This is a genomic window from Amycolatopsis sp. NPDC049691 (genome assembly GCF_040675005.1).
Lineage (GTDB): Bacteria > Actinomycetota > Actinomycetes > Mycobacteriales > Pseudonocardiaceae > Amycolatopsis.
On the sequence record NZ_JBFANX010000001.1, the window covers coordinates 717,677 to 737,132 of the forward strand.

Genomic DNA, 19,456 nt, shown 5'->3' on the forward strand with positions numbered 1-19,456 from the left:
CGTCGTACCCGTTCCACGAGATCGAGATCCACTGTGCTCACCGCCGGGGCCGCGGCACTGCTCGCCGCGCTCGGCCTCGTGTCGCCGCCCGTCGCGGGCGCCGCCACCGCGTCCACTCCGGACGCCTTCACCGAAACCGCCCAGCAGCAGATCGCCGCGCTGCAGGCGGTCAAGGCGGGCCGCTCGGCCGCCGAGTCCAAAGTGGACAGCAAGCTGCTCGTCGCCGAAAAGGGCGTCGCCAAGCAGCTGACCGCGCTGCAGTCGGGGGCTGCGGTGTCCTCGGCCGGGACCGTCCTGGTCGACATCCGCGCGAGCAAGGTCACCCCGGACCTCATCGGCTCGCTGACCAAGGCCGGTGCGGGCATCCGCGCGGTGTCGGACCGCTACGGCAGCGTCCGCGCCGAGGTGCCGCTGAGCCAGGTCACCGCGATCGCCGCCCGCGGCGACGTCCAGCGCGTCGAGCAGGCCGACCAGGCCATGACCGCCCGCGAGCTGGCCACCCCGGCGACGACGCCGGCCAAGACCGAAACCAAGCAGCAGAAGGCCGACCGCATCGCCGGTGAGCTGCAGAAAGCGGTTGCCGCGAAGTCGCAGCGCAGCGCCGCGGCGGCCGCCACCCTGACCAGCGAGGGCGACCGCGCCCACAACGCCGACCTCGCCCGCCAGCAGTTCGGCGTCACCGGCGTCGGCGTCAAGGCGTGCGCGCTGTCCGACGGCGTCGACTCCCTGGCCGCCTCGGTGGCCAAGGGTGAGCTCCCGCCGGACGTCGACGTCATCGCCGGGCAGGAGGGCGACGGCGACGAGGGCACCGCGATGCTCGAGATCATCCACGACCTCGCGCCCAACGCGAAGCTCGGCTTCGCCTCGGCGTTCAACTCCGACGCCAGCTTCGCGGACAACATCCGCAAGCTGCGCTTCGAGTCGCACTGCGACGTCATCGTCGACGACGTCATCTACTTCAAGGAATCCCCGTTCCAGGACTGGATCATCGCCCAGGCCGTGAACGACGTGACCGCGAACGGCGCGCTGTACTTCTCCTCGGCGGGCAACGAGGGCAACGTCGCCGACGGCACCGCCGCGCACTGGGAGGGCGACTTCGTCGACTCCGGCAAGTCGGTCGGCAAGTTCGCCGGCGTCGCGCACAACTTCGCCGGCGCCGCGGGCAACCAGATCTACGAGCCCATCTCCGACGCCTCCTCGGCCGGCGTCCCGGTGACGCTGCACTGGTCCGACCCGCTCGGGCACTCGGCCAACGACTACGACCTCTACCTGCTCAACGCCGCGGGTGCCGTGGTCAGCTTCAGCCAGAACGTCCAGGACGGCACGCAGGACCCGTACGAGATCCTGCAGACGCCGCTCTTCGGCGGCACCGGGCTGCGCCTGGCCGTCGTGAAGTTCTCGGGTGCGAACCGCTACCTGTCGCTGTCCGCGCTGCGCGGCCGGTTCAAGGACTCGGCGGACGGCCTCAAGGCCTACAACACCCCGGGTGTCACGGTCGGCCACTCGGCCGCGCGGGACGCCTTCAGCGTCGCGGCGGCCCCGGCGGCCAAGGCCTTCGGCCGTGCCCTCGAGCCCGGTGACCCGGCCAACCCCGCGGGCCCGTACCCGGCGGCGTTCAGCGGTGCCACCAAGGCCGAGCGGTTCACTTCCGACGGCCCGCGCCGCGTGTTCTACGAAGCCGACGGCACGCCCATCACCCCGGGCAACGTGTCCTCGACCGGCGGCGAGGTCCGGAACAAGCCGGAGATCACCGCGGCCGACGGCGTGCAGACCAGCGTGACCGGGTTCAACCCGTTCTTCGGCACCTCGGCCGCCGCGCCGCACGCGGCCGCCATCGCCTCGCTGGTGCTGTCCGGCAACCCCGGCCTGCCGCCGTCCGAGGTGCGCGAGGCACTGATCAACACCGCGATCGACATCGAAACCCCGGGCCGCGACAACTTCACCGGCGCCGGCGTCATCCTCGCGGACAAGGTGCTCGCCTACACCGGCGCCAGCCCGCAGCCCCTCGCGGTGGCGAAGCAGCCGACGGTCACCCCGGCCGACGGCGGCTCCGCGCTCGACCCGGGCGACACCGCCAAGGTGACCCTGCCGGTGACCAACGAAGGCGACGGCACGGCCGTGTCCACCAGCGTCGTGCTCAGCAGCCCGACCCCGGGTGTCACGGTGGCGCCGCGGTCGAAGTCCTACGGCACCATCAGCCCGGGACAGACCGGCGTCAACGACTTCACCATCACCGTCCCGGCGACGCAGCAGCTCGGCGCGCCGGTCGTGCTGAACGCCCGCGTCACCTTCGCCGGCGCGCACTCGCCGACGACGACGTCGTTCTCGCTCCCGGTCGGCACCCCGTCGCCGGTCGCGCAGGACTTCGCCTACACCGGCGCGCCGGTGGCGATCCCGGACAACAGCCCGGTCGGGGCGTCGGTGACCATCCCGGTCACCGGGGTCGGCCGCGCGTCCAAGGTGACGTTCTCGGTCGACGGCACCACCTGCAGCACCGACCCGAACTCGACGACGGTGGGGCTCAACCACTCCTACGTCGGTGACCTGGTCGGCACGCTGACGGCGCCTTCGGGTGCGAAGGCGACGGTGTTCCAGCGCAACGGCGGCTCCGGCAAGAACCTGTGCCAGGTCGTCTTCGCGGACAACGCCGCGGCCGCGTTCAGCACGGTGACCTCGGCCAACGCGCCGTTCACCGGCTCGTGGCGGCCGACGCAGGCGCTGACCGGCGGCCTGACCGGTGCGGCGGTCGACGGCACGTGGACGTTCGGCGTGGTCGACGCGGCGGGCGGCGACGTCGGCTCGATCCGCTCGGTCGCCCTGCACATCAACGGGTTCGTCCAGCCCCCGGCGGCCGGCGCGCCGTCGAACGTGCGGGGCTACACGAACAACGGCCCGGTGCACCCGCTGTAAGCAGTGGTCCGGAGCGGGGCCGTCGCGGTGATCGCGGCGGCCCCGTACCGTTTCGCCCGTGAAGCCACGGGAAGTCGCGGGCGGCGGCCGCGCGGTCGAGGTGCCGCCGGAGCGCCTGGACGGGTTCTTCGCCCGGTTCGCCGAGCGGCACGGTGGGATCACCGCCACCGAAACCGCGCCGTTCGAGGTCCGGGTGACCGCGGCCGACGGGGCCTCCGCGACCGCGACCGTCCCTTTCGGACCGCTCCCCGAGGGCAGTTCCCTCGCCGCCCACGCCCTCGTGCCCCGGCGGATCGCGCTCCTGCTGGTGCGGCTCGGCGGCCACAGCGTCGGGATCGCCCGGGACGGCCGGATCGAGGTCTCCCGCACCGACCGGCACCTGGTGCAGGGCCGCTCCGCCGCGGGCGGCTGGTCGCAGCAGCGCTTCGCCCGGCGTCGCGCGGGACAGGCGCGGCACGCGCTCCAAGACGCGGCGAAGGACGCCTTCGAGGTGCTCGTCCCGCGACTGTCCGCAGTGGACGCCGTGGTGCTCGGCGGAGACCGCCGCGCGCTCGACGAGCTGCGCGAGGACCGCCGGCTCGCCCCGCTGTTCGCCCGTGCGGAACCGCGCGTGCTGGACGTCGGCGACCCGAGCTACGCCGTTCTCGAGGACGCCGCCGCGCGGGCGCTGTCGGTGCAGGTCACGCTGCGCGACGGGTGAGACCGCACACGTCCGGAAAAACCCCTCGACCCCGGCCCGTACACTGGTCCTCGTGGATATCCAGCTGGAGTGACGCCGCGGCCCTCGCGGCCGCCTGACGCTGTCCTCCGTACGCCCCCTTTCCACGGGAGTTTCCCTTGATCACGGCCACCGGCCTTGAGCTGCGCGCTGGTTCGCGCATCCTGCTCAACGGCGTCACCGTCCGCATCCAGTCCGGCGACCGCATCGGTCTCGTCGGCCGCAACGGCGCGGGCAAGACCACCTCGCTGAAGGTCCTCGCCGGCGAAGGCGAGCCGCACGCGGGCGAGGTCCGCCGCACCGGCGAGCTCGGCTACCTGCCGCAGGACCCGCGCGAAGGTGATCTTTCGGTCACCGCGAAGGACCGCGTGCTGTCCGCGCGCGGCCTCGACAAGCTGATGCGCGACATGGAGAAGGCGCAGGCCTCGATGGCCGAGCTCGTCGACGACGCCGCGCGCGACAAGGCCATCAACCGCTACGCCCGGCTCGAAGAGCGCTTCGCGTCGCTCGGCGGGTACGCCGCGGAGAGCGAAGCCGCGCGGATCTGCTCCAACCTCGGCCTGGCCGACCGGATCCTCGCCCAGACGCTGCAGACGCTTTCCGGCGGCCAGCGCCGCCGCGTCGAGCTGGCGCGGATCCTGTTCGCCGCGGCCGAAGCGGGCGCCGGCGGCAAGTCCGAGACGATCCTGCTGCTCGACGAGCCGACCAACCACCTCGACGCCGACTCCATCAACTGGCTGCGCGGGTTCCTCAAGCAGCACGACGGTGGCCTGGTCGTGATCAGCCACGACGTCGAGCTGCTGGCCGACGTGGTCAACAAGGTGTGGTTCCTCGACGCCACCCGGGGCGAGCTCGACCTGTACAACATGGGCTGGCAGCGCTACCTCGACGCGCGCGCCACCGACGAGAAGCGCCGCCGCCGCGAGCGCGCCAACGCCGAGAAGAAGGCGTCGGCGCTGCAGCAGCAGGCCGCGAAGCTCGGCGCGAAGGCGACGAAGGCCGTGGCGGCGAAGAACATGGCCCGCCGGGCCGAGCAGATGCTCAACGCGCTCGAGGACACCCGTCAGGCCGACAAGGTCGCCCGGATCAAGTTCCCCGAGCCCGCCCCCTGCGGCCGGACCCCGCTCACCGCCGAGGACCTCTCGAAGTCCTACGGCTCACTGGAAATCTTCACCGGCGTCGATCTCGCGATCGACCGCGGTTCGAAGGTCGTCGTACTCGGGCTCAACGGCGCGGGAAAGACGACATTGCTCCGGCTCCTCGGCGGAATGGAAACCCCGGACACCGGATCCGTCGTTCCGGGTCACGGATTGCGTTTGGGCTATTACGCACAGGAACACGAAACTCTTGATCATGATGCGTCGGTGTGGGAAAACATCCGACATCTCGCCCCGGACACGGGCGCTCAGGAGTTGCGGAACCTGCTCGGCTCCTTCCTCTTCACCGGCGAACAACTCGACCAGCCGGCCGGCACGCTTTCCGGCGGCGAGAAGACCCGGCTCGCCCTGGCGGGCCTGGTGTCCAGCGCTGCCAACGTGTTGCTGCTCGACGAGCCGACGAACAACCTCGACCCGGCCAGCCGCGCCCAGGTCCTGGACGCTTTGCGCAGCTTCGCGGGCGCCGTCGTGCTGGTCACCCACGACCCCGGCGCGGTCGAGGCGCTCGAGCCGGAGCGGGTCATCCTGCTGCCCGACGGCACCGAGGACCACTGGTCGGCGGACTACCTGGAACTTGTCCAGCTCGCGTGATCGATGCGTCCATTCGGGTGCAAGATCACTCCCGCCCGGCACTGGAATGGCCCAATGTGATCGCAATTTCGGCTGTTTTAGGGCTGTCGTCTGGCAATCCGGCGCTCAGTGTTCGATCATTGCCCCGGCAGGGGCCGATATGTGGCCCAGAACACTCTCGGCGGGAAGGCGATCGACGTGGCTGATCTCAAGAAAGGCGCGCGGATCACCGGCAACACGCGCGACAAGCTGGCCGCTGACCTGAAGAAGAAATACGAGAAGGGCTCGAGCATCCGGGCCCTCGCGGAGTCGACGGGCCGGTCCTACGGGTTCGTGCACCGGGTGCTGTCGGAGTCCGGAGTCCAGCTGCGGGGGCGCGGCGGGGCCACGCGGGTCAAGAAGAAGTAGTCGCGGACTGCTGCGCGGGGGGCGCAGCGGGAGCTTCGGCCACGCGGAACACCAGGTGGGCCCCGAGCAGGACCAGCGGGTACACCAGGTAGCCGTAGCGGGTGGCCGGGGTGAGCAGGATCAACGCGCCGAGTCCGACGGCGATGCGCAGGACTGCGCCGGAGCCGTTCGCGGGGGGCCGGCGCACCAGCCAGACCAGCATGGCCACGGCCGCGGCGCCGACGAGCACGAACGCCGTCACCCGGCCGAGGACGCCGAGCTCGGCGACGAGGTGACCCGGCAGCGGGCTCGCCGCGGGCGAGCGTACGACGCCCATCCCGAGGGGGAACCGGAAGACGTGCTCGGCGAACGCCGCCGGATCCACCAGGTACACGGGCAGGTGCAGCGCGGCCGTCGTCGCCACCAGCGCTGAGGCGAACCGCCCGACCGCGGGCCAGTCCAGCCCGTTCCTTCCCCGGCGCACCAGCACGAACACCACCAGCACCGCGGCCGCGGGCGCCACGATGAGCTTCGCGCTGACGACCAGCGCCAGTACCAGGCCCGACCACGCGGCCCGCCCGGTGGCGGCGAGCGCGCAGGCGAGCACCAGCAACCCGACGATCGCCAGGTCCGGCCCGGCGACGGCCCAGGTGAGCGCGGTCAGCGGGCAGGCCAGCGCGAGCTGCGCGGCGCCGACCGGCACCTTCGGCCACTTCAGCAGCTTCAGCGTGCCCAGCACGCACGCGCAGGCGGCGAGGGCGAACATCCAGCGGGCGTCGGTGAGCGCGTCGCCGAGCGGGGTGCCGCCGAACAGCGCCCGCGGCAGGCCGAAGACCGCCATGACCGGGCCGTAGGGGGTGTAGTCGTTGACCTCCGGCGCCCGGCCGAGCGCGGTGACGTCGACGTATGGGGTTCCGTGGTGCAGCAGCAGATCCGCGGACCGCTCGATCACCCAGACCTCAGGCTGCGCGGCCCACGAGAACGGCGTGATCAGCCAGTCCACCCCGGTCAGCCGACGGATCACCAGAAGCAGCAACGGAAGGATCATTGCCAACAGCGCGACCGCGGCGATGCCGCACCAGCGCGAGCCGAGTACTCCGTGCGGCGTACGGCCGCTGCGCGCCGACAGCAGCAGCAGCCACCCGCTGTGGAGCGCGCCGAAGCCGTACGCGACGGTCGCGAAGTTGCCCCAGACGCGGTAGCCGTAGAACTCGGCGACGAGCGCGGTCGGCAGCGCGAAAGCCAGGCAGGCGAGGTAAAAGCCCAGGTCCCAGCGCAGGGCGGCCGCGCCGGGTTCGCGCGCGGGGGCCGTGAAGAGCTGTGCCGCGCGCCGCCATGCGGGCGCCCGGCCCACCTCCGTTTCCACCTCTTGAGGCTACCGAGGGCCCCGCTGCCCGGTTCAGCCGACGTCGCGCAGGCGGGGGAGCAGCTCCGCCGCCGCGTCGACCGCCTTCTCGACGTCGTCGTGCCCGGTCGGCATCAGCACCAGCTCGGTGAAGCCCGCCTCGACGTAGCTGCGCGCCAGCCGCACCGCACTGTCCGCATCGGACGGCAGGCGGAACTGCACCGCCCGGCGGATCGTCGCCGGGTCGCGCCCCACTGCCGCGCAGTGTTCGTCGAGCACGCGCGAAAGCCGTTGCAGCTCGGCGATTTCCGTGCCCGGCAGCGCCGCGTTGAGCCACACGTCGGCGTGCGACGCGACGACCCGCAGGCCGCGCTTCTCGCCGCTGCTGCCCAGCCACAGCGGCGGCTTCGGCTGCACCGGCTTCGGATCGCTGACCGCGCCCGTGAGCGTGTAGTGGCGGCCGGCGTAACCGGTTTCCGGCCGGGTCCACAGCAGACCGAGGATCTCGCAGGTCTCGGCGAGCATTTCGACGCGTTCGACCGGCGGTGGTGTCGGCGTGCCCATCATCGCGTCGGTGAGGGTGTCGCCGCCGGCGCCGAGGCCGACGTCGAGCCGTCCGCCGGAGAGGTGGTCGACGGTCGCCGCGATCTTGGCCAGCGTGCCCGGGTGGCGGTTGGTGTTGCCCGAGACCAGGCAGCCGATGCGCACCCGCTTCGTCGCTTCGGCCATCGCCGCGAGGAGCGTCCAGCCGTCGAAGATGTCGCCGGTCCGGTCGCGGCCCATGGGGGCCAGGTGGTCGAACACCCAGCAACCGTCGAACCCGGCGTCGTCGGCGACGGCCCAGATCCGGCGGAGCGCGGCGATGCCGATGTGCTGCTGGGGTGGCTTGAGCCCGACCGTGGTCATCGTGACCTCCTGATTATCAGCTCATAGAATCATCAGTACAACTGACGATCAGCGTAGAGGTAGAGTTCTCACATGTCCAGCGACCTCGGTGCGCCGCCCGCCGTCACACGGCGCCTCGGTTACCTGCTCAAGCACGCCCAGCTGCGGCTCGCCGAGCTGGCCGAGCCGTTGTACGCCCCGCTGGGGATCACCGGCCGCCAGCTCGCGCTGCTCACGCTGTTCGGGGACGGCCCGGCGCTGTCCCAACAGGACGGTGCGGCGCGCCTGGGCATCGACCGGACCACGATGGTCGCGCTCGTCGACGAGCTGGAAGCCAAGGGACTGGTCCGGCGCGAGGTCGCGCCGGGCGACCGCCGCAAGCGCCTCGTTACGCTGACCGCCGAAGGCGAGCGGGTCCGCGCGGAAGGCGAAGAGGTCACCGGGCGGGCCGAGGCACGGTTGCTGGCGCCCCTCGCGGATGCGGAGCAGTTCCGGGACGCGCTGGGGCGGGTTGTTCGCGGGGAGTGAACGGCGGCGGGAAGCAAACGGACAGCGGCCGCGTTGTCCAGGTCATATCCGGAGAAAACCTCAGCTATAGTAGAGGTTTTGAGACTGGGGGTTCCCCATGGACAACACCTGGGCGCTGCTGAGCTCGGCGATGCGCGCCAACGACGTGCCGAAGGGGCTGAGCCGCGGCACGCTGAAACGCGTCGCGCGGTTCGCCCGGCCGCACTGGCGGCGGCTGCTGGCCTTCCTCGTGCTGACCGTGGTCTCGGCGGTCCTCGCGGTGACCACGCCGGTGCTGGCGGGCAAGGTGGTCGACGCGATCGTCGGCGGGCGTGACCTGCCGCTGGTCGTCTGGCTCGCCGTCGTCATCGCCGCGCTGGCGATCGCCGACGCCGGGTTCGGCCTGGTCGAGCGGTGGCAGTCCGCGCGCATCGGCGAAGGCATCATCTTCGACCTGCGCCGCGCGGTGTTCGAGCACGTGCAGCGGATGCCGATCGCGTTCTTCACCCGCACCCGCACCGGCGCGCTGGTCTCGCGGCTCAACAACGACGTCATCGGCGCGCAGCGGACGTTCACCGCGACGCTGTCCGGCCTGGTCACCAACACGATCCAGCTGGCGCTGTCGCTGGCGGTCATGCTGACGCTGTCGTGGCAGGTCACCCTGCTCGCGCTGGTGCTGCTGCCGATCTTCGTGGTGCCGGCGCGCCGGCTCGGCCGCCGGATGGCCGGGCTGCAGCGCGAGGCCGCCAACCTCAACGCGGGCATGACGACGCAGATGACCGAGCGGTTCTCCGCGCCGGGCGCGACGCTGGTGAAGCTGTTCGGCCGGCCGGTGCAGGAGGCGGACGACTTCGCCCTGCGGGCCGGGCGGGTGCGCGACATCGGCGTCCGGACCGCGATGCTGACCCGCTGGTTCATGACCAGCCTGACCCTGGTTTCGGCGCTGGCGCAGGCGCTCGTCTACGGCCTCGGCGGCTACCTCGCGCTGACCGGCGTGCTCGCGCCGGGCACGGTCGTCGCGCTGGCGCTGCTGCTGACCCGGCTGTACGCGCCGCTGACCGCGCTGGCCAACGTCCGCGTCGACGTCATGACCGCGCTGGTGTCCTTCGAGCGGGTCTTCGAGGTCCTGGACCTGGAGCCGATGATCAAGGAGAAGCCGGACGCGCGTGCTCTGCCCGCTTCGGACGGCGTTTCGGTGGAGTTCTCGGACGTCCGCTTCGGCTACCCGGCGGCGGACCGGTACTCGCTGGCGTCGCTGGAAGACGTCGCGACCCTCGACCACCGCGGCGGCGAAGAGGTGCTGCACGGCATCTCGTTCCGCGCCGAGCCGGGTCAGATGGTCGCGCTGGTCGGGTCGTCGGGCGCGGGCAAGTCGACGATCGCGTCGCTGCTGCCGCGCCTGTACGACGTCGACTCCGGGTCGGTGCGGCTGTCCGATGTGGACGTCCGCGACCTGACTTTCGCTTCGCTGAGGGAAACCGTCGGCGTCGTGACGCAGGACGGGCACCTCTTCCACGACACGATCCGCGCCAACCTCGCCTACGCGCGGCCCGGCGTCACCGACGACGAGATCTGGGAGGCCCTGGAGCGGGCGCGGCTCGGCGAGCTGGTGCGGTCGCTGCCCGACGGCCTCGACACGACGGTGGGCGAGCGCGGCTACCGGTTGTCCGGCGGCGAACGCCAGCGGCTGACCATCGCGCGGCTGCTGCTCGCGCAGCCGAAGGTGGTCATCCTCGACGAGGCGACGGCCCACCTGGACTCGGAGTCCGAAGCGGCGGTCGGCGAGGCGTTGACCCACGCGCTGGCCGGCCGGACGGCGTTGGTCATCGCGCACCGGCTGTCGACGGTGCGGGCGGCCGACCGGATCCTGGTGCTGGAGCACGGGGAGATCGTCGAGAGCGGCACGCACGAGGAGCTGCTGGCCGCAGGTGGCCGGTACGCGACGTTGCACGCGACGCAGTTCGCGGAGGAGGAGCCGGCGGTGGCGTGAGCAGGCAAGGTTGCGCGCGGGTTGCCGCGCGCCACCTCGCTGTCAGCCCTGCTGCGCGTCCAGGCTCTCGTACACCGCGTTGACCAGCGCCATCTTCCGCGGGTCGTCGCGGATCAGCGGGCCCAGCTGGTTGAGCGTGTAGCCGAAGGAGATGCCGTTCTCCGGGTCCGCGCCGCCCGTCGAACCGCCCAGGCCGTCGTGGCCGAAGGCCGCCGGGTTCGGGCCGAAGCCCCGGGCGTCGCTGCCCAGGTAGAAGCCCAGCCCCCATTCGTTCGGCAGGCCGAGGACCGCGTCGATCTCCTTGCCCTGGCTCTCCCGCGCGCGAGCCAGCGTCGGCGCCGACAGCAGGCCGCCGGTGGCCAGTGCCCCGTAGATCGTCGCGATCGCGCGGGCCGTGCCGTGGCCGTTCAACGCCGGCATCACCGCGCGGCGGAACGCCGGGTCGTTCGCGTGGTGGCCCGCCAGCTGCGGGTTGGTCAGCGCGGCCTGCGCGACCGGGCCGGCCGCGGCGAACGCCGTGGCCAGCGCGTTCGCCATCTCCTCGGTCATGACCGGGTCGACGAGCGTCGCGCAGCGGTCCAGGTCGGCGTCCGACGCCAGGCCGATCGAGAAATCCGCGTCCAGCGGCCCGGCGACCTGCTCGGCGAAGAACTCGCGGATGCCCTGCCCGGCGATCCGCCGGACGACCTCGCCGACGAGCCAGCCGTAGGCCAGCGCGTGGTAGCCGCCCGCGGAACCGGGCACGTACAACGGTTCCTGCGCCGCCAGCAGCGACGTCATGAGGTCCCAGTCGTACAGCTCCTCGACCCGCACGGGCCGGTCCAGGCCGATCCCGGGGACGCCGGAGCGGTGGGTGAGTAGCCACCGCACGGGGACTTCCGCCTTGCCCGCCGCGGCGAACTCGGGCCAGTACTTCGCGACCGGCGCGTCCACGTCCAGCTCGCCGGCGTCGACGAGCTTGTGCGCGCAGATCGCCGTCATGCCCTTGGTCGTCGACCACACGTTGGCGAGGGTGTCCGGCTGCCATTCGGCGGTGCGCTCGGGCCCGGACCAGCCGCCCCACAGGTCCACCACGACCTCGCCGTCGCGGAGGGCGGTGAACGCGGCGCCCAGCTCGCCACGGGAGCGGAAGTTCTCCTCGAAGGCCGCGCGCACCGGTTCGAAGCCGGGAGCGCATTCGCCGTGCACCGTCGCCGTGGCGCTGTCCATCGGACCTCCTCGGGGAGCGACCGGTCCACACCGACCAGTCGGTATGTCGACGCTAAAGGGGACCGGGCACGCCCGTCAAGGCGTGCCCGGCCGGTGCTTTTTCACGAGATGGGCTAGCGCAGCCGCGGGACGATCTCGCCGTACTTGGCCAGCAGCGCCGCGTTGGCCTCGTCGCCACCCTCCACATTGGAGCTTCGCCACAGTGGGACGTCGAGCCCTTCGGCCGTGCCGCGGTCGTAGACCTGGGCCAGCACGAGGTTCCACAGGAACGCGTTGACCACAGTGGACAGCGGCGCGGTGCGCGGCGCGTCCGGCGGGTAGCTCGCGTCGCCGGGGATCACCAGCGAGTCCAGCACCACCGTGCCCTGCTCCACGAGGGTGCTCGACGACCGCTTCGGCGCCGCCGCCACGCACGCCCGCGACGTGATCGCGATGACCGCGGCCCCCCGCTTGCGGGCTTCGATGCACAGCTCGACCGGGTACGGGTTCGACCCGGACGTCGAGAAGACCACCAGCACGTCGTCCGGTCCGGGCGCGCGCTCGGCCAGCACTTCGGCGGCCAGCCCGCTGCGCCGCTCGGTCTGCGTGCTGCTCACCGCGCCGTGCAGCGGCAGCAGGTCCGGGTGGTACAGCGGGTAGACGCAGGCCAGGCCGCCGGCCCGGTAGAACGTCTCGGCGACGGCCGCCAGCGAGTGTCCGGCCCCGGCGGTATAGACCAGTGCGTCGGCCCGGATCACCCCCAGCACCAGGTCCGCGGCTTCGCGTACCGCCTCGGCGTTGGCCTGCTCGACGTCCGCCAGTTGCTTGGCGACGCTGCCCGAGATGTCCGTGGCGCTCACCACACCCACCCTTCCGTAGGGGATCGGGCGCCGAATCTACCGCGAAGATGGTGGTGCGCGGTGGAATAGCCCGGTGGGCGGGCGGGGTTGACCCGGATGCGGTGTCAGGAGGACGTGGGGTGGGCGAAGCGGAACCAGCGGTGTCGGTGTGGCCGGCGCGCGGGCGGACCGAGGCGGTCGTGCTCGTGCTGCACGGCGGCGCCGAACGCGGCACCGGCAGGGTGGCGCCCTGGAAGCTCGCCTTCCTGCGGATGGTGCCGATCGCGCGCGCCCTGCACCGCGCCGGCCGCGGCCACGGCGTCGAGGTGCGCCTGGTGCGCAACCGCCGCTACGGCTGGAACGCCCCCGCGATGGACCCCGTCGACGACGCCCGGTGGGCCCTCGAACGCATCCGCGCCGACCACCCCGGCCTGCCGGTCGTGCTGGTCGGCCACTCCATGGGTGCCCGGGTGGCGCTGCGCGTGGCCGATGACCCGGCCGTGCGCGGGGTGTGCGCGCTGGCGCCGTGGACGCCCCGCGGCGAGCCGGTGGACGCGGTCGCCGGCCGGGCGGTGCTGATCGTGCACGGCACCCGCGACCGGATGACCAGCCCGGCCGAGTCGCACGCCTTCGCCGAACGCGCCGAGGGCGTCGCCGCCCGCGTCGCCCGGTTCGAGATCGCCAACGAAGGCCACGCGATGCTCCGCCGGTCGTCCGTGTGGACCCGGCTGACGATTGCTTTCACACTTGAAGTGCTCGCCGGGAACCCCGGCCCGGAGCTCCGCGGCGCCTGGGCCGCGCCGGGGCCCGAGCGCCTGCGGATACCCGTGTGAAAGGGCCCCGAACAGGGCATTCGGCGAAGCGCGCCGCGGGGGTGCGGCGACTAGGATCGATCACCGGCGTACCTGGCCGGCCGGAGGGAGAACCGTGACCACCTCGAGTGTTGACCGTGCCCGGGAAATCCCCGACGAGTCCCGCTGGCCGGGTCTGGCCGCTCCGCCGCACTCCGCGCTGCGCGCGCGGATCGCCGCCGCGTTGTTCCGCCGTGCCGTCCGCCCGCTCGACGTGCGGGTGACGTTCCCGGACGGCACCGTCCTCGGTGCCGGTGGCCCGGAATCGCCGGAAATGCGCATTTTGCGGCCGGAGTCCTTCTTCCACCGCCTCGGCGTCGACGCCAAGATCGGCTTCGGCGAGTCCTACATGGCCGGTGACTGGACCGCCTCCGACCTGGCCGAGGTGCTGACGCCGTTCGCCGAGCGGATGGCCACCCTGGTGCCGCCGGCGCTGCAGAAGTTCCGGCGGATCGCCGAGCGCACGCAGCCACCGTCCGAGGAGAACACCCTCGAGGGCGCGCGGGCCAACATCCACCGGCACTACGACCTGTCGAACGACCTCTTCGGCGCGTTCCTCGACGAGTCGATGACGTACTCCTCGGCGCTGTTCGGCCCCGGCGACGACCTCACCGGGGCGCAGCACCGCAAGATCGACAGCGTGCTCGACTACGCCGGCGTCCGCGAGGGCAGCGAAGTCCTCGAAATCGGTACCGGATGGGGTGAACTCGCCATCCGCGCCGCCGCCCGCGGCGCGCACGTGACGTCACTGACCATTTCGGAGGAACAGCGGGCGCTGGCCACCGAGCGCATCGCCGCGGCCGGGTTCTCCGACCGCGTCGACGTGAAGCTGTGCGACTACCGCGAGTCGAGCGGCCAGTACGACGCCGTGGTCAGCGTCGAGATGATCGAGGCCGTCGGCGCGTCCTACTGGCCGGAGTTCTACCGGGTGATCGGCGAGCGGCTGCGCCCCGGCGGGCGGTTCGGCCTGCAGGCCATCACCATGGACCACGATCGGATGCTGGCGGCTTCGCGCGCCTACACCTGGATCCACAAGTACATCTTCCCCGGCGGCATCATCCCGTCGGTGCGCTCGATCGAGGAGGGCGTCAAGGCGAACACCCGGCTCAAGCTGGCCGGGATGCGCGAGTTCGGCCAGGACTACGCGCGCACGTTACGGTTGTGGCGCGAACGGTTCCTGCACCGCTGGGCCGACATCGCCGGGTTCGGGTTCGACGACGTCTTCCGCCGGATGTGGGAGTTCTACCTGGCCTATTCGGAGGCCGGGTTCCGCTCCGGGTACCTCAAGGTCCACCAGTTCGGCTACGAGGCGACCGGCGGGTAACCCCGCCGGACAACCCGACCCGGTGCCGGACGTCCTCCTGTAGAGGACGTGCGGTGTACTGACGACGACAGTTTTGTCCGGATCGGGATTGGGTGATGGAGATGACGTACCGTGGCGACGACGGCGGGCGCCGCATGCCGCCCCGGCCTCCCGCACGCCCCCGGGACCACCAGCGCGCGCAGATGATGCCGCTGCCCGGGCGCGGCCGCAGCCCGTACGACGAGCGCACCCGCCCGATGGGCACCCGCGAGGACGAGCCGCAGTACGCGCCGCCCCCGCCGCCCCGGCAGGACCCGCCCCGGCGGCCCGACGACGACTACCCGCCGTCCCGGCCGCCGCGCCGGCGCCGCTGGAGCTTCGGCAGGATCCTGCTGACGCTGCTGCTGGTGTTCGTGGTGTTCCTCGCCGGCATCTGGGTCTACCTGGAGTTCTCCATCAAGCGCGTCGACGCGCTGACCGACTACTCCGGCCGCCCGGTCGCCGCGTCCGGCACCAACTGGCTGATCGTCGGCTCCGACAGCCGCGAAGGCCTCACCGCCGAGGACGAAGAGCGGCTTGCCACCGGCGACGTCGCCGCGGCGGGCGGCGGGCAGCGCACCGACACGATCATGGTCGCGCACATCCCGGACAACTCCACCAAGCCGACACTGCTGTCGCTGCCGCGCGACTCCCAGGTGAAGATCCCGGGCCACGGCACGAACAAGATCAACGCGGCCTTCTCGCTGGGCGGGCCGTCGCTGCTGGCGCAGACCGTCGAGGGCGCCACCGGGCTGCACATCGACCACTACGCGGAGATCGGCTTCGGCGGGTTCGCCAAGATCGTCGACGCGATCGGCGGCGTGGACATGTGCATCGACAAGGACATGAACGACACGGTGACGGGGATCAGCATCAAGGCGGGCTGCCAGTCGCTCGACGGCCGCTCGGCGCTGGGCTTCGTCCGCATGCGCCACAGCGACGCGACGCCGCGCTCGGACCTCGACCGCGTCGCCAACCAGCGCAAGTTCATCGGCGCGCTGGTGAGCCAGATCGCGAGCCCGGGCACGCTGCTCAACCCGTTCCACTTCTTCCCGCTGCTGGGCTCCGGCCCGGACGCGCTGACGATGGACTCGGGCGACCACGTGCACAACCTGGCCGGCCTGGCGATCGCGATGCGCGGCATCTCTTCGGGCGGCGTGGTGACGACGACGGTCCCGGTGACGAACGGGTCGGCGGAGAACTGGGACAAGGCCAAGTCGAAGCAGCTGTTCGACGCGCTGAAGAACGACACGGAGATCCCGGACAGCGTCATCGTCAATTAAATCGGGCGCGGTTTCGATTCGGCCGGGGCACCATGGACGCCATGGAGACCCCGGCCGAGTCGTTCACCCGTGACGAGTTTTCGCTGACCCGCTGGCGGTCCGGCGACGGGCCGGCGGCCGCGGCCGCCGTTTCGGGTTCCGGCGCGCACCTCGCGGACTGGGTGCCGTGGGCGGTGGGCGGCTACCCGGACGAGTCCGCGGCGGACTTCCTGCGGCTGACGCACGAGAACTGGGAAACCGGCCGGGCGTACGAGTGGGCGATCCGCGTCGGCGGCTCGCTCGCGGGCGGTGTCGGCGTGATGACCCGCGAGGGCGGCGTCGAGATCGGCTATTGGCTCGCGCGGGAGTTCACCGGCCGCGGCTTGGTGACGCGCGCGGTGGCGCTGCTCGTCTCGGACGCTTTCGCGCGCGGTGCGGGGTACGTCGAGATCAAGCACGACGAGGCGAACGTCCGAAGTGGAGCGGTCCCGGACCGGCTCGGGTTTTCGGTGGTGCGCAAGGAACCCGCGGAGGAAGGCGTTCATCCGCCGGCCTGTGCGGGTGTCAAGCAGGTGTGGCGGAAGGAGAAGCCGTGAAGGAGACCTACGCCGGCGACGGCTTCACGCTGACCCGCTGGACGTTCGCCGACGAGCCGGACCTCACCGCGGCCGTCGGCGGGTCCCTCGGCCACCTCGGGGCCTGGCTGATCTGGGCGACCGACGGCTACACCGCCGAAGACAGCGCGGAGTTCCTGCGGCGCACCCGGAAGACCTGGGAGAGCGGGGAAACGCACGACTTCGCCATCCGCGTCGACGGCTCGGTCGCGGGTGGCATCGGCACGATGAGGCGCGAGGGCGGGGTCGAGATCGGCTACTGGCTGGCGTCCGGGTACACCGGCCGCGGCTTGATGACCCGCGCGGTCCGGTTGCTCGCCGAGGAGGCGTTCCGGCTGGGTGCCGGGTACGTCGAGATCAAGCACGACGAGCTGAACGTCCGAAGTGGAGCGGTGCCCGCCCGCCTCGGCTTCGAGAAGGTGCGCGAGGAGCCGGCCGAGAAGCCGCTCGCCCCGTCGTGCACGGGTGTCAACCACGTCTGGCGTTGGGAGAAGCCGTGAACCTGGGTTACGTGACCGAACCGGGTCACCGGTGGCTGTGCGAGCGACGCACGGTCGCGAGCCGGGCCGAGAGGCGCGGCAACCGCGCCGAGGCGCACGAGTACGCCGGCCGGCGCCGCCGGCGCGACCGCCCGCGGGGATGGCCGGCGGCCGGCGTGCGCCGCCCGCCGGGCTGGCCCCCGCGGGGGTGGCGCCGCTAGGACACCTTGTTGCGTTCCCGCAGCACCTTGAGCGCCTGGTCGGCGTGCACGGTGAAGTTCAGCTCGCTCTTGATCTTCTCGAGGATCGTCCGGTCTTCGCCGATCACGAACGTGACGCGCTTGGCGTGCAGCGGCAGCAGTTTCCGCCAGACGCCGAACTGCTTCGCGACCGCACCCTCCACATCGGACAGCAGCGGGTAGTCGAAGCCGTTGGCCTCGGCGAACTGCCGCTGCTTGGTGACCCCGTCCGGGCTGATCCCGATCCGGTGCGCGCCGAGCTCGGCGAACTCGGCGGCGAGGTCGCGGAAGTGGCAGCTTTCGGCGGTGCAGCCGGTGGTCATCGCGGCGGGGTAGAAGAACAGCACGACCGGCCCGGTGGCCAGGAAGTCCGACAGCGTGCGCTCGGCGCCCCGGTCGTCGGGCAGCGTGAAGTCGGGGGCGAGGTCTCCGGCGTCCATGGACGTCCCTTCTCGTCGGCGGCAGAACCCATCCTGCCGGTTCTTCGGAGCCGCCGCCGCACCGGCTTGGTCTCCCGCGTGACGCCGTGGTCGTTCATCGTGATCTTGCCGCGGCCTTCGGCGCCTGGTTGCCTCGGACCGATCACCCGAAAAGAGGTCCGCCCAGGTGTTGTCAGACCGTCAACAAGGGTGCATCGTGGAGGGGTAGCCGATCTCAGCGGGGAGATGGTCACTTTGCCGGGCACCGTCAGCCGAGCCGCCGAAGCGCTGCGCGAGCGCGTTCCGCCCTTGACCGCGCTGCCCCTGCCGCCCAAGGTCGACGAACGGTGGCTGCGGTCGCGGTGGCCGGTCAAGGAGCTCGCGACGCCGCCCGCGGGCAGCGGCCTCAAGCCCGTCCTCGGCGACGAAGGGCCGCCCGTCGTCGGGCACATGCTCGAGATGATGCGCTTCGGGCCCGCCTTCGGCCTCCGCCGCTACGAGCTCTACGGCCCCGTGTCCTGGACCGGCGGCTTCGGCCGGCGGATCGTCGCGCTGTCCGGGCCCGAGGCGACGCAGATCGCGCTCGTCAACAAGGACAAGGCGTTCTCCCAGGAGGGCTGGAAGTTCTTCATCGAGAAGTTCTTCGAGCGCGGCCTGATGCTGATGGACTTCGGCGAGCACCACCTGCACCGCCGGATCATGCAGGAGGCGTTCACCCGCCCGCGCCTGGCGGGCTACGTCGGCGAAATGGGCCCGGCGCTGCGCGAAGGCGTCGCGAGCTGGGAAGGCACCGAGCGCCCGCGGCTGTACTGGGCGCTCAAGCAGCTGACCCTCGACGTCGCGACGCGCGTGTTCATGGGCATGCGCAGCGGCGCCGACGCCCACCGGATCAACCGCGCCTTCGTCAGCTCCGTGCGCGCCGGCACCGCGCTGGTGCGCTTCCCGGTGCCCGGCGGGCGCTGGTCGGCGGGCCTGCACGGGCGGAAGGTGCTCGAGCGCTACTTCAGCGAAACCCTGCCCGCCAAGCGGAAGTCGGACGGCGACGACCTGTTCACCGCGCTCTGCCACGCCACCACCGAAGAAGGCGACCGCTTCACCGACACCGACATCGTCAACCACATGATCTTCCTGATGATGGCCGCGCACGACACGACGACCATCACCAGCAGCGCCATGGCCTACTACCTCGCCAAGCACCCGGAGTGGCAGGAGCGCGCCCGCGCGGAGTCGCTGGCTCTCGGCGACGACGTCCTCGACATCGAGGCGATCGACCGGCTGGAGACCCTCGACCTCGTCATGAAGGAGGCGCTGCGGCTCGTCGCGCCGGTGCCGTCGCTGACCCGCCAGACCGTCAAGGACACCGAGGTCCTCGGCCACTACATCCCCGCCGGGACCCTGTGCGGCGTCTCGCCGACGGTCAACCACTTCACGCCCGAGTGCTGGACGAACCCCTTCGAGTTCGACCCGGAGCGCTTCGCCGAGCCGCGGCGCGAGGACAAGTCGCACCGGATGGCGTGGATGCCCTTCGGCGGCGGCGCGCACAAGTGCATCGGGCTCCACTTCGGCAGTCTCGAGGTGAAGTTGCTGATGCACGAAATGCTGCGGGCGTACCGCTGGTCGGTTCCGGAGAGTTACACCGCGAAGTGGGACTACGTGTCCCTTCCGGTCCCCGCCGACGGACTTCCGGTGCGGTTGATCCGTCGCTGACCCGCGGAGTGTCTGCCACTGCATACAGGGTGTAACGAAAAGTTACC

Annotated in this window: 17 protein-coding genes; 12 read left to right on the plus strand and 5 right to left on the minus strand. The window is 71.7% G+C overall.

From position 1 onward, the window contains the following. Positions 1 to 33 precede the first annotated feature (33 nt). From AB0J40_RS03465 to AB0J40_RS03480, 4 genes are all read left to right on the plus strand, one after another. Complete coding sequence (locus AB0J40_RS03465) at positions 34 to 2,910, plus strand: S8 family serine peptidase (RefSeq protein ID WP_364446846.1); 2,877 nt, start codon at positions 34 to 36, stop codon at positions 2,908 to 2,910. Between the two features lie 58 nt (positions 2,911 to 2,968). Continuing rightward, a complete protein-coding gene (locus tag AB0J40_RS03470; protein WP_364446849.1) occupies positions 2,969 to 3,610 on the plus strand; it encodes an acVLRF1 family peptidyl-tRNA hydrolase in 642 nt (213 codons plus the stop codon). Positions 3,611 to 3,747: 137 nt separating this feature from the next. Beyond that, entirely contained in the window at positions 3,748 to 5,376 is a 1,629-nt protein-coding gene (locus tag AB0J40_RS03475) for an ABC-F family ATP-binding cassette domain-containing protein (protein WP_364446852.1), read from the plus strand. 177 nt (positions 5,377 to 5,553) lie between these two features. After that, the gene (locus AB0J40_RS03480) at positions 5,554 to 5,763 is read left to right on the plus strand and encodes a helix-turn-helix domain-containing protein (protein ID WP_003071237.1); all 210 of its coding nucleotides are present in this window, start codon (positions 5,554 to 5,556) and stop codon (positions 5,761 to 5,763) included. On the opposite strand, the gene AB0J40_RS03485 is transcribed toward AB0J40_RS03480, so the two are convergent. Together AB0J40_RS03485 and AB0J40_RS03490 are read right to left on the minus strand one after the other, a co-directional pair. After that, complete coding sequence (locus AB0J40_RS03485; protein ID WP_364446855.1) at positions 5,750 to 7,108, minus strand: glycosyltransferase 87 family protein; 1,359 nt, start codon at positions 7,106 to 7,108, stop codon at positions 5,750 to 5,752. The two genes, AB0J40_RS03480 and AB0J40_RS03485, sit on opposite strands and share 14 nt — an antisense overlap. A gap of 33 nt (positions 7,109 to 7,141) precedes the next feature. Further along, on the minus strand, positions 7,142 to 7,993 hold the full coding sequence (locus AB0J40_RS03490; RefSeq protein WP_364446858.1) for an LLM class flavin-dependent oxidoreductase: 852 nt from the start codon (positions 7,991 to 7,993) through the stop codon (positions 7,142 to 7,144). A gap of 72 nt (positions 7,994 to 8,065) precedes the next feature. Between AB0J40_RS03490 and AB0J40_RS03495 the strand changes: the two genes are divergently transcribed. Continuing rightward, positions 8,066 to 8,500, plus strand: coding sequence for a MarR family transcriptional regulator (locus AB0J40_RS03495; protein ID WP_364446860.1), 435 nt, complete (start codon positions 8,066 to 8,068; stop codon positions 8,498 to 8,500). A gap of 97 nt (positions 8,501 to 8,597) precedes the next feature. Continuing rightward, positions 8,598 to 10,469, plus strand: coding sequence for an ABC transporter ATP-binding protein (locus AB0J40_RS03500; RefSeq protein WP_364446863.1), 1,872 nt, complete (start codon positions 8,598 to 8,600; stop codon positions 10,467 to 10,469). A gap of 42 nt (positions 10,470 to 10,511) precedes the next feature. Here AB0J40_RS03500 and AB0J40_RS03505 read toward each other — a convergent pair whose 3' ends face one another. Beyond that, entirely contained in the window at positions 10,512 to 11,678 is a 1,167-nt protein-coding gene (locus AB0J40_RS03505) for a serine hydrolase domain-containing protein (RefSeq protein WP_364446866.1), read from the minus strand. A 113-nt stretch (positions 11,679 to 11,791) separates the two neighbouring features. After that, complete coding sequence (locus AB0J40_RS03510; protein WP_364446869.1) at positions 11,792 to 12,520, minus strand: SIS domain-containing protein; 729 nt, start codon at positions 12,518 to 12,520, stop codon at positions 11,792 to 11,794. 116 nt (positions 12,521 to 12,636) lie between these two features. Here AB0J40_RS03510 and AB0J40_RS03515 point away from each other — a divergent pair, with 116 nt between their 5' ends. The 5 genes from AB0J40_RS03515 to AB0J40_RS03535 all read left to right on the plus strand — a co-directional run bounded on the left by AB0J40_RS03515 (position 12,637) and on the right by AB0J40_RS03535 (position 17,065). Beyond that, a complete protein-coding gene (locus tag AB0J40_RS03515; RefSeq protein ID WP_364446872.1) occupies positions 12,637 to 13,329 on the plus strand; it encodes an alpha/beta fold hydrolase in 693 nt (230 codons plus the stop codon). A gap of 94 nt (positions 13,330 to 13,423) precedes the next feature. After that, the gene (locus tag AB0J40_RS03520; RefSeq protein WP_364446874.1) at positions 13,424 to 14,671 is read left to right on the plus strand and encodes a cyclopropane-fatty-acyl-phospholipid synthase family protein; all 1,248 of its coding nucleotides are present in this window, start codon (positions 13,424 to 13,426) and stop codon (positions 14,669 to 14,671) included. 95 nt (positions 14,672 to 14,766) lie between these two features. Further along, on the plus strand, positions 14,767 to 15,972 hold the full coding sequence (locus tag AB0J40_RS03525; RefSeq protein ID WP_364446875.1) for an LCP family protein: 1,206 nt from the start codon (positions 14,767 to 14,769) through the stop codon (positions 15,970 to 15,972). Between the two features lie 41 nt (positions 15,973 to 16,013). Continuing rightward, entirely contained in the window at positions 16,014 to 16,547 is a 534-nt protein-coding gene (locus AB0J40_RS03530; protein ID WP_364446878.1) for a GNAT family N-acetyltransferase, read from the plus strand. Continuing rightward, on the plus strand, positions 16,544 to 17,065 hold the full coding sequence (locus AB0J40_RS03535) for a GNAT family N-acetyltransferase (RefSeq protein ID WP_364446881.1): 522 nt from the start codon (positions 16,544 to 16,546) through the stop codon (positions 17,063 to 17,065). Before AB0J40_RS03530 ends, AB0J40_RS03535 begins: the two co-directional genes overlap by 4 nt. A gap of 196 nt (positions 17,066 to 17,261) precedes the next feature. Here the strand turns inward: AB0J40_RS03535 and AB0J40_RS03540 are convergent, their stop codons facing one another. Then, the gene (locus AB0J40_RS03540; protein ID WP_364446884.1) at positions 17,262 to 17,723 is read right to left on the minus strand and encodes a peroxiredoxin; all 462 of its coding nucleotides are present in this window, start codon (positions 17,721 to 17,723) and stop codon (positions 17,262 to 17,264) included. A 225-nt stretch (positions 17,724 to 17,948) separates the two neighbouring features. Here AB0J40_RS03540 and AB0J40_RS03545 point away from each other — a divergent pair, with 225 nt between their 5' ends. Further along, entirely contained in the window at positions 17,949 to 19,409 is a 1,461-nt protein-coding gene (locus tag AB0J40_RS03545) for a cytochrome P450 (protein ID WP_364446887.1), read from the plus strand. The last annotated feature ends 47 nt before the right edge of the window (positions 19,410 to 19,456 follow it).

Coding starts and splice junctions, on each gene's coding strand:
- AB0J40_RS03525 (WP_364446875.1), top strand. CDS start 14,767: ATGGAGATGACGTACCGTGGCGACGACGGCGGGCGCCGCATGCCGCCC.
- AB0J40_RS03545 (WP_364446887.1), top strand. CDS start 17,949: ATGGTCACTTTGCCGGGCACCGTCAGCCGAGCCGCCGAAGCGCTGCGC.
- AB0J40_RS03505 (WP_364446866.1), bottom strand. CDS start 11,678: ATGGACAGCGCCACGGCGACGGTGCACGGCGAATGCGCTCCCGGCTTC.
- AB0J40_RS03530 (WP_364446878.1), top strand. CDS start 16,014: ATGGAGACCCCGGCCGAGTCGTTCACCCGTGACGAGTTTTCGCTGACC.
- AB0J40_RS03490 (WP_364446858.1), bottom strand. CDS start 7,993: ATGACCACGGTCGGGCTCAAGCCACCCCAGCAGCACATCGGCATCGCC.
- AB0J40_RS03500 (WP_364446863.1), top strand. CDS start 8,598: ATGGACAACACCTGGGCGCTGCTGAGCTCGGCGATGCGCGCCAACGAC.
- AB0J40_RS03495 (WP_364446860.1), top strand. CDS start 8,066: ATGTCCAGCGACCTCGGTGCGCCGCCCGCCGTCACACGGCGCCTCGGT.
- AB0J40_RS03540 (WP_364446884.1), bottom strand. CDS start 17,723: ATGGACGCCGGAGACCTCGCCCCCGACTTCACGCTGCCCGACGACCGG.